The organism is Hamadaea tsunoensis DSM 44101 (genome assembly GCF_000428945.1).
GTDB classification, from domain to species: Bacteria; Actinomycetota; Actinomycetes; order Mycobacteriales; family Micromonosporaceae; genus Hamadaea; species Hamadaea tsunoensis.
On record NZ_AUAX01000020.1, the window covers coordinates 193,664 to 201,371 of the forward strand.

General features: G+C 71.7%; 6 protein-coding genes. 2 read left to right on the forward strand and 4 right to left on the reverse strand.

Annotated features, from left to right (window positions below):
* Positions 1–2 precede the first annotated feature (2 nt).
* Together G401_RS0127255 and G401_RS48795 are read left to right on the forward strand one after the other, a co-directional pair.
* Positions 3–2,075: a 3-hydroxyacyl-CoA dehydrogenase NAD-binding domain-containing protein gene (locus tag G401_RS0127255; RefSeq protein WP_027344964.1), complete on the forward strand. Its 2,073-nt coding sequence runs from the start codon at positions 3–5 to the stop codon at positions 2,073–2,075.
* Between the two features lie 238 nt (positions 2,076–2,313).
* Entirely contained in the window at positions 2,314–4,050 is a 1,737-nt protein-coding gene (locus tag G401_RS48795) for a putative bifunctional diguanylate cyclase/phosphodiesterase (protein ID WP_051367217.1), read from the forward strand.
* Positions 4,051–4,083: 33 nt separating this feature from the next.
* Here G401_RS48795 and G401_RS0127265 read toward each other — a convergent pair whose 3' ends face one another.
* The 4 genes from G401_RS0127265 to G401_RS0127280 form a co-directional block, all read right to left on the reverse strand.
* On the reverse strand, positions 4,084–4,863 hold the full coding sequence (locus G401_RS0127265; protein ID WP_027344965.1) for a MerR family transcriptional regulator: 780 nt from the start codon (positions 4,861–4,863) through the stop codon (positions 4,084–4,086).
* Between the two features lie 44 nt (positions 4,864–4,907).
* Positions 4,908–5,669, reverse strand: a complete 762-nt coding sequence (locus tag G401_RS0127270) for an ABC transporter permease (RefSeq protein ID WP_027344966.1) — start codon at positions 5,667–5,669, stop codon at positions 4,908–4,910.
* A gap of 9 nt (positions 5,670–5,678) precedes the next feature.
* Positions 5,679–6,509, reverse strand: coding sequence for an ABC transporter ATP-binding protein (locus G401_RS0127275; RefSeq protein WP_051367218.1), 831 nt, complete (start codon positions 6,507–6,509; stop codon positions 5,679–5,681).
* An 82-nt stretch (positions 6,510–6,591) separates the two neighbouring features.
* The gene (locus tag G401_RS0127280; protein ID WP_027344968.1) at positions 6,592–7,539 is read right to left on the reverse strand and encodes an SDR family NAD(P)-dependent oxidoreductase; all 948 of its coding nucleotides are present in this window, start codon (positions 7,537–7,539) and stop codon (positions 6,592–6,594) included.
* Positions 7,540–7,708 lie beyond the last annotated feature (169 nt).

The following is a 7,708-nucleotide window of genomic DNA, read 5'->3' on the forward strand; positions in this document are numbered from 1 at the left end:
GCATGATCTCCTACACCCGCGACGAAGCCGGGATCGTCACCCTCGTCATGGACGACCCCGAGCAGTCCGCGAACACGATGAACGACCGGTACGCGACCGCGATGCGTACGGCGGTGGACCGGCTGGAGGCCGAGCGCGACGAGATCACCGGTGTGATCGTCACGAGCGCCAAGCAGACCTTCTTCGCCGGGGGCGACCTCGACCTCATGGTCACCGCGCAGCCGTCGGACGCGGCGATGCTCACCGACATGGTCAACGGGATGAAGCGCGACCTGCGCCGGCTGGAGAAGCTGGGCCGCCCGGTCGTCGCGGCGGTCAACGGTTCCGCGCTCGGCGGCGGGCTGGAGATCGCGCTCGCCTGCCACCACCGCGTGGTCCTCGACGCGAAGGGCTGCCGCCTCGGCTTCCCCGAGGTCACGCTCGGCCTGCTGCCGGGCGCGGGCGGGGTCGTCCGGACGACGCGGATGATGGGCCTCGCGCCGGCGCTGATGAACGTGCTGCTGACCGGCAGGCAGTTCCGGCCGGCGGACGCGGTGGCGGAGGGGCTGGCCGACGCGGTGGTGTCCACATCGGACGAGATGTTCGCCGCGGCCCGCGCGTGGATCGCCGCGCATCCGGACGCGGCCCAGCCGTGGGACCGGCCCGGGTTCAAGTTCCCCGGCGGTTCGATCAGCAACCCGTCGGTGGCCATGCAGCTGCCCGCGTACGCCGGGAACCTGCGCAAGCAGCTGAAGGGTGCCGACATGCCGGCCCCGGAGGCGATCCTGGCCGCCGCGGTCGAGGGGGCGGCCGTCGACTTCGACACCGCGACCGTCGTCGAGACGCGCTACCTGGTCGGCCTGCTCACCGGCCAGATCGCGAAGAACATGATCAACGCGCTGTTCTTCGACATGAAGGCCGTCAACTCGGGTGCCAACCGGCCCGCCGTCGAGGTCGCACCGGCGACCCGGGTCGCCGTGCTCGGCGCGGGAATGATGGGCGCCGCGATCGCGTACGTGGTGGCGAAGGCCGGAGTGGACGTCGTGCTGCGGGACGTGTCGCTCGAAGCCGCCCAGCGGGGCCGGTCCTACAGCGAGAAGCTCCTCGCCAAGTCCGTACGCGGCGGGCGTACCACCGAAGCGGCGGCCGCCGGGGTGCTGGGCCGCATTACCGCCACCGCCGACGTGGCCGACCTCGCCGGCTGCGACGTCGTCATCGAGGCGGTGTTCGAGGACGTCGAGCTGAAGCGCAAGGTGCTGGCCGAGGTGGCCGCGGTCGTCGCGCCGGACGCGCTCATCGCCTCCAACACCTCGACGCTGCCGATCACGCTCATCGCCGACGGCTTCGAGCGGCCCGCCGACGTCATCGGCATGCACTTCTTCTCGCCCGTGGACAAGATGCCGCTGCTGGAGATCGTGGTCGGCGGGCAGACCAGCGACCGGTCGATCGCCCGCGCCTTCGACCTCGGCCGGCGCATCGGCAAGACGCCGATCGTCGTCAACGACAGCCGCGGCTTCTTCACCAGCCGGGTCATCGGCACGTTCATCGAGGAAGCGATCGCGATGGTGGCCGAAGGCGTACCGCCGGCGTCGGTCGAGCACGCGGCGCTGCAGGCCGGCTACCCGACCGGCCCGCTGGCCCTGGCCGACGAGGTCAGCCTCACCCTGATGCAGCGCATCCGCCGGCAGTCGCAGGCGGCCGGGATCGCGCTGCCGCACGAGGCCGTGCACGGGCTCGTCGACGCGCTGATCGACGCCGGGCGGCCAGGCCGCGCGGGCGGCGCCGGGTTCTACGACTACGACGAGAGCGGCAAGCGCCTCGGGCTGTGGTCCGGGCTCGCCGAGTACCGCACGGACACCGGGGTGCCGCTGGCCGACCTCAAGGACCGGCTGCTCGCCGTCGAGGCGATCGAGGCGCGCAAGTGCCTGGCGGAAGGCGTCCTGCGGTCGGCCGCCGACGGCAACATCGGCTCGATCCTCGGCATCGGCTACCCCGCCTGGACGGGCGGGGCGCTGCGCTACATCGAGCAGCACGCGGACTTCGCGGGCCGGGCGGCCGAACTGGCCGAGCGGTACGGGGAGCGATTCGCCGCCTGACCATTACGCTGGGTGACGAATACCGGCCGGTAACCCGCGCATCCCGGGTGAACGGCCGGCGAATTCTCCCACCGCCGTCCAGTCCGGATCGAGCCGTGAACGGCCTGGTCCGAGGCTGGGCGGCGGGGCCGAATCGGGCAGCCGGCGCGGCCGGTCCGATAACCTCGCCGGAAGTGGGCATTCGCTGGGGAGCCGGTTAGCGTACGTTGTGCAGCATCGGCGACGCGGAGGGCGGACGGTGACGCTCGGCGACGGGATCGGCGCACTCGCGAACCGGGCCACAGTGGTCCCGGCGACGATGTGGTGCGGGCAGCTGGAGGACGTCTTCCGGCAGGACGCCGCGCTGCGCTCGGTGGTCGTCGCCGACGGCGAGCGGCACGGACTGATCATGCGCGAGCGGTTCGAGCACGTCATGTCAGGCCGCTTCGGTTTCGGGCACGCGCTGTTCGACCGGCTGCCCGCCGGTGAGGTCGCCGCCTGGGACGTGCTGCGGGTCGGCTGGCGCTCGACGGTCGTCGCGGTCTCCCACCGGCTGCGGACCCGGGCGGAATCCCGCCGCTACGACGACATCCTCGTGGACCTCCCGCGCGGCGAGCTCGGCCTGGTGTCGGCGGCGCTCCTGTTCGACCGGCTCGCCCGCGAGTTCAGCGCCCGGGCCGTCCGCGACGAGCTGACCGGCCTGGCCAACCGCGCGCACTTCCTGGACATGCTCGCCGCCTCGTGCGCCGACGCGACCTCGGAGGACGACCGTGTCGCCCTGGTCTTCCTCGATCTCGACGGCCTCAAACGCATCAACGACGCGCGCGGCCATCACGCCGGCGACGCCGTGCTCGGTGCCACCGGCCGGCGCCTGCGCGACGCGCTCGGCCCCGGGGAACTGGCCGCCCGGCTCGGCGCGGACGAGTTCGCGGTGCTCGGCCGGGTCGACCGCGACGCCGACGCCGTCCAGGCCGCGCACCGCCTCGGCCGGCGGTTCCTGCTGGCAGTCGGAGGCCCCGACGGCGCGTACCCGCCGGGGATCACGGTGACGGCCAGCGTCGGAGTGGCGGTCGGCGGCGGGCGCCCGGACCCGCAGACGCTGCTCGCCGAGGCCGACATGGCGATGTACCACGCGAAACAGGCCGGCGGCGCCCAGGTCGAGATCGCCGTCGGGGTCGAGGCCGGCCTGCCGGACGACATCGGCATCGTCGACCGGACCGTGGCCGAGGCCATCGACGCCGGTGAGCTGTGCCTGCACTACCAGCCGATCGTGCGCATCCGCGACGGCGCGGTGTCCTCAGTGGAGGCACTGGTCCGCTGGCAGCACCCGCGCCTCGGACTGCTGCCCCCGCAACGGTTCCTGCCCGGCGCGCTGCGCCAGGGCCACCTGCCCGCGCTCGACCGCTGGGTGCTGCGTACCGCTTGCGCGGACCTGCGGCAACTGCGGCGTACGCTCGGCCGCCAGGCGCCCCGGCGGGTCAACGTGAACATCTCGACCGCCTCGCTCGGGCAGTCGTTCGACGAGATCGTCGAGGAGGCGCTGACCGCCGCCGGCCTCGCCTCCGGCCAGCTCAACCTCGAACTGCCGGAGGAGGCCGATCTGCGTACGCTGTCCGAGGCGGCCCCGCGGCTGGAACGGCTGAGCGCTCTCGGCGTACGCCTGGCACTGGACGACATGGGCACGGGCTCGACCAACCTGCGCTACCTGTCGGCGCTGCGGATCGACGACATCAAGATCGATCGGCTGTTCGTGGCCGGGATGCTGGACAATCCCCGCGACCACGCCGTGGTCAAACTGCTGGCGGACCTCGGGCACGGTCTCGGCATGCGGGTGACGGCCGAGGGAGTCGAGCGCCCCGAGCAGCTCGCCGCGCTGGCCGAGGTCGGTGTCACGTACGCGCAGGGCTACCACGTCGCGCCGCCGCAGCCGCTGGCCGACCTGCGCTCCCTGCTGACCGGTCTCCGGCCGGCGGCCGCCGCCCCGCTGGTTCGATAGCGGGAACGGTTGTCGGCAGGGTCGAGCGGCAGGTCATGCCGGCGGCTTCGGCCAGCGTTCCAGCCGGGTCCACCGTGCCCAGCCGCGCTCGTGCATCAGGTCCAGCAGCCGCCGGGCGCCCGGGCTGGCTTCGAGGGCGAGCGAGTCCAGCAGGTCGAAGGGCAGATCGTCGTGGACACTCTCGGCCACGTCCGGCTCGCCGCGCCGGTACGCCTCCTCGGCCATCTCGGCCATGATGTCGGCCAGCTCCCGCAGCCCCGGCTCGGTGTCCCCCTCGGTCTCCAGGAGTTCGGATCCGAGCCGGTAGATGCGGACGAGGCGGGGATCTTCGAGCTGCGCGAACTTCGACGGCATCCACGTCGTGACCTGATCGGGCCAGCGTGCGGCGATCAGGATCCAGCCGTCCCGCTCGGCCGCGACCATCCGCTCCGACGCGCCGATCTCCCGGAGGCGGTCGAGGTAGCGGACCACCTCCGGCGGCAGGACGAGGCTGTCTCCGGCGACGAGCTGGGCGATCTGCTTGCGGCTGGCCTCCAGCCGGTCGATCTCCTCGCGCAGCCGCTCGTCGATGCGCTCGGCGGCGTCGGCGAACGTCGTCTCGTCGGCGTCGAGCATCAGCCGGATCTGCGACAGCGGTACGCCGGCATTGGCCAGGGTGCGGATCTTGATGAGGGACACGACCGCGGTGGCGTCGTACCGCCGGTACCCCGAGGCGTCCCGGTCCGGCTCGGGCAGCAGCCCGATCTGGTGGTAGTGCCGCACCGCCCTGGTCGTGACACCGGCGTACTCCGCCAGTTGACCGATCGTCAGCATCTTGTGATCATGCCCCTCATCCCGTCCCGGCCGGCCGGCGCCGCTCAGGAGATCTTCCGCCGGTAGGCCGAGACCGCGAACGCGTACGCGACGACGAGGATGCCGACGCACCACGCGAGCGCCGTCCACACCCCGTTGCCGACCGGCTGCCCCGTGAACAGGTTGCGGATCGTGTCGACGATCGAGGTCACCGGCTGGTGCTCGGCAAACGCGCGTACCGGACCTGGCATGGTCTGTGTGGGGACGAACGCCGAGCTGATGAACGGCAGGAAGATCAGCGGGTAGGAGAAGGCGCTGGCGCCCTCGATGCTGCTCGCGGTGAGCCCCGGGATGACCGCGAGCCAGGTCAGGGCGAGGGTGAACAACAGGAGGATGCCGGCGACGCCGAGCCAGGCGAGCAGGTCCGCGCTCGACCGGAACCCGATCAGCAGCGCGACCCCGATGACGAGCACGAGCGAGATCGCGTTCGCGACCAGCGAGGTCAGCACATGCCCCCACAGGACGCCCGACCGCGCGATCGGCATGGACTGGAAGCGCTCGAAGATGCCGCTCTTCAGATCGGTGAAGAGCCGGAACGCGGTGTAGGAGATGCCCGAGGCGATCGTGATGAGCAGGACGCCGGGGAGCATGTAGCTGACGTACTTGACCGACCCGGTGTCGATCGCGCCGCCGAACACGTACACGAACATCACCATGATCGCGATCGGAGTGACCGCGGTCGTGATGATCGTGTCGAAGCTGCGGGTGACGTGGCGCATCGTCCGTCCGGTGAGGACGGCGGTGTCGCCGAGGAAGTTCGTGGCCATGGTCGTCCCCTACTGCTCGTTCGACGTGGTCAGGAGGTCGTGGGCGCTGCCGTCCGGGCCCGTGCGGCCCACGACCGCGAAGAACACGTCCTCCAGCGAGGGCTGCTTCTCGACGTACTCGACCTGGGCCGGCGGCAGCAGCCGCCGGAGCTCGGCCAGGGTGCCGTCGACGATGATCCGGCCCTCGTGCAGGATCGCGATCCGGTCGGCGAGCTGCTCGGCCTCCTCCAGATACTGGGTCGTGAGCAGCACCGTGGTGCCTCCGCCGGCGAGCTCCTTGACGGCCTGCCAGACCTCGATGCGCGCCTGCGGGTCCAGCCCGGTCGTCGGCTCGTCGAGGAAGATCACCGGCGGATTCCCGATCATGCTCATCGCGATGTCCAGGCGGCGGCGCATGCCGCCGGAGTACGTCGCCACCCGCCGGCCGCCCGCCTCGGTCAGGGAGAACCGCCGCAAGAGCCCGTCCGCGATCTTTCCCGGCTCGGGGAGGTGCCGCAGCCGGGCGACCAGGATCAGGTTCTCCCGCCCGCTGAGGATCTCGTCGACCGCCGCGAACTGGCCGGTGAGGCTGATGGACTCGCGTACGTCGGCGGGGCGGGTCGCGACGTCGAAACCGTGCACGCGGGCGGTCCCCGCGTCGGCCTTGAGCAGCGTGGCGAGGATCCGCACCACCGTGGTCTTGCCCGCTCCGTTGGAGCCGAGCAGGGCGAAGATGCCGCCCCGGGCCACCTCGAAGCTCACGCCGCGCAGGACGTGCAGTTCCTTGTACGACTTCGCCAGGTCCTGGACCCGGATGGCAGGCTCGGCGGCCTGCTGTGTTGTTGTCGGCGGGTTGCTCATGCGGCCAGTGTCGGGGGTTGACGTAGCGTCAAGGTCAAGCCCGGTCTGCGTCAGCCGCCTTCACCGCTGAGCGCGTCCGGCGTCACGCGAACGCGTTCACCCCGGTCAGCTCGGCCGACAGGTCCCACAGCCGGGCGGCGGCCTCCGGGTCCACCGCGTGCGCGTCGACCCCGGCGAACCGCGCTGTCGGCGACGACGGGTCGGTCGGCTCGGCGATGTCGCAGTTCTCGCAGTACACCCCGCCCAGGCCTGCCAGCGCGGGGGAGGTGGCCGCCCAGGTCGAGGTCGACGCGCCCTGCTCCGGTGTCTTGAACCGCTCGTTGACCGTGCCCGCCTCGTCCATCCAGCCCGACGCGATCATCTCCTCGCGCGACAGGTGCCGCTGCAACGGAGTCATGATGCCGCCGGGGTGGACCGCGAACGCGCGTACGCCCGAGGTCTGCCCGAGCGCGTCGAGGTGCACCGCGAACAGGCTGTTGGCCGTCTTCGCCTGCCCGTACGCCTGCCACTTGTCGTAGCCGGTCGTGAACTGCGGGTCGTCCCAGCGGATGCCCGACAGCTTGTGCCCGGTCGAGGTCAGCGCGACCACGCGTCCGCGTACGGCCGGCCACAGCAGGTTGGTCAGCGTGAAGTGCCCGAGGTGGTTGATCCCGAACTGCGACTCCCAGCCGGGCCCGACCCGCGCCTCCGGGCAGGCCATGACCGCGGCATTGTTGATGAGGATGTCGATGGTGCGGCCACTGTCCAGGAAGCCCGCGGCGAAGGCCTTGACGCTGTCCTGGTCGGCGAGGTCGAGGGTGGCCACCTCCACCCCCTCGGGCACGACGTCCTTCGCGTGCTCCGGGCGCCGGGCCGGCACGACGACCTCCGCGCCCGCGCCCCGCAGCGCCTTCACCGTCTCCAGTCCCAGCCCGGAATAGCCGCCGGTGACGATCGCCAGCCTGCCGGTCAGGTCGATCCCGCCGAGGACTTCGGTCGCGGTCGACCGGTAGCCGAATCCGCTGCCGACGGGCTGCTGAGGCGTACGCATCCCGTCAGCCTATCCGGTCCCGGGGTTGGGGCCTCCGGACTTCGCCGGCTTCGAGTGCCGTGCTTTGAAGATCAAATTCATGTCCCGGGTTCGTCGATCTCACTTCCGCTCCTCCCGCGGGAGACCGTTCCGCCCCTATCGCTGCGCTCCGGGGACTCCACTGCCAGGT

Bases quoted from the DNA above. Each gene is read 5' to 3' on its own strand.
- G401_RS0127275 (WP_051367218.1), bottom strand. From the start codon at position 6,509: ATGAGCAACCCGCCGACAACAACACAGCAGGCCGCCGAGCCTGCCATC.
- G401_RS0127265 (WP_027344965.1), bottom strand. From the start codon at position 4,863: ATGCTGACGATCGGTCAACTGGCGGAGTACGCCGGTGTCACGACCAGG.
- G401_RS0127255 (WP_027344964.1), top strand. From the start codon at position 3: ATGATCTCCTACACCCGCGACGAAGCCGGGATCGTCACCCTCGTCATG.
- G401_RS0127280 (WP_027344968.1), bottom strand. From the start codon at position 7,539: ATGCGTACGCCTCAGCAGCCCGTCGGCAGCGGATTCGGCTACCGGTCG.
- G401_RS0127270 (WP_027344966.1), bottom strand. From the start codon at position 5,669: ATGGCCACGAACTTCCTCGGCGACACCGCCGTCCTCACCGGACGGACG.